1 pseudogene is annotated in these 1,111 nt (G+C 53.0%); it reads right to left on the bottom strand.

Annotation, left to right across the window (positions count from 1 at the left end):
• Positions 1-2 precede the first annotated feature (2 nt).
• Positions 3-1,050: pseudogene (locus DC3_RS28810) on the bottom strand (IS4 family transposase).
• Between the last annotated feature and the right edge of the window lie 61 nt (positions 1,051-1,111).

Here is a 1,111-nt window from a genome sequence, read left to right as displayed (position 1 = left end):
CTCTAGGGGACAAAACAGGCTAGAAGCTGTTCCAGAAAGCCTGAAGCATGAAAACTTGAACGAAATAAAGCTTCCTGCAACGTATCCAACCCCAGACGGAAGAGCATACCCATGCTTGAGGACCACTGGAGGCTCCCTGACGGCCTGAAATTCCCCACACACGCAGCACCACACAAACGTCAGACTCAACACCCCCAGTAACGTTGACACCCGCTCAGGAAAATGAAGCCCGGAATCTTCCAGATGAAACCCTCTGGTTTTCAGGGCTGAGTGCAGATTTTCCGCGTTCCAGCGAAGTCGGTAAGTCTTGAGGGCTAACTCATGTCTTCCCGCATAGGCCAGAAAAAGCAGCTCTCCCTTGAGGGATTTGGAGGCCAGCACTCGACACGTTACCCCATAAACCCGCATTTTTCGGTGCCAGTAGCGGGATTCTCCAGGCTGGAGTTTCTTAAAGCAGCACCAGATGGGCACCCCGTTCACGCGGGTGTCGGCTTTCAGGCGAATGAAAGGGGGGATGTGGTGCTGCCTCAGGAAGACAAACCAGTCACGTCCGATAAATTCTCGATCCGCCAGCAGTCCTGCCACTTCATGGTCTTTCAGCAGAGGAAGCAGACGAGAGACCAGGGTGATGCGGTCTTGCTGGTCACTGTTACCACTTTCATCAAAGACCGTCCAGCACAGTGGGAAGGCGAAAGTTTTCCAGATTGCGCTAACGAGCAGGAGGTTGATGTCTTTTTCCCCAAGTTTCCAGTGGGTACGGTCGAGGACCAGATAGATTTTGCCTTTGGGGAGCAAGGTCAGGACCACTTGAGCGATGCAGGTGTCTGGGAGGGGGAATTGCACAAAACGTTTGAGGCGTTTGTAGCGACTTTTGACCTGAGCTGGGAGCTGGACATGGGAGACCAACTGGAAGAGCACCACACTGCGGGACTGGATCACAGCGAAGATCAGGGCAATGAGCACATCGAGGCGTCTGGGATCAAAGCACAGGTGTTGCCTGAGGTGCTGTTTCAGGGTATCGTAGGGAGGTCGGTTCGGGCTGTGTTTCATAGACAAAAACACTGTACCAGAGCCGACTTTTTTATTCAGCTAGCTTTTGTCCCCTAGAGAA

The sequence above is a fragment of the Deinococcus cellulosilyticus NBRC 106333 = KACC 11606 genome (assembly GCF_007990775.1).
GTDB classification, from domain to species: domain Bacteria; phylum Deinococcota; class Deinococci; order Deinococcales; family Deinococcaceae; genus Deinococcus_C; species Deinococcus_C cellulosilyticus.
This window is presented reverse-complemented; position numbering and strand designations above follow the sequence as displayed.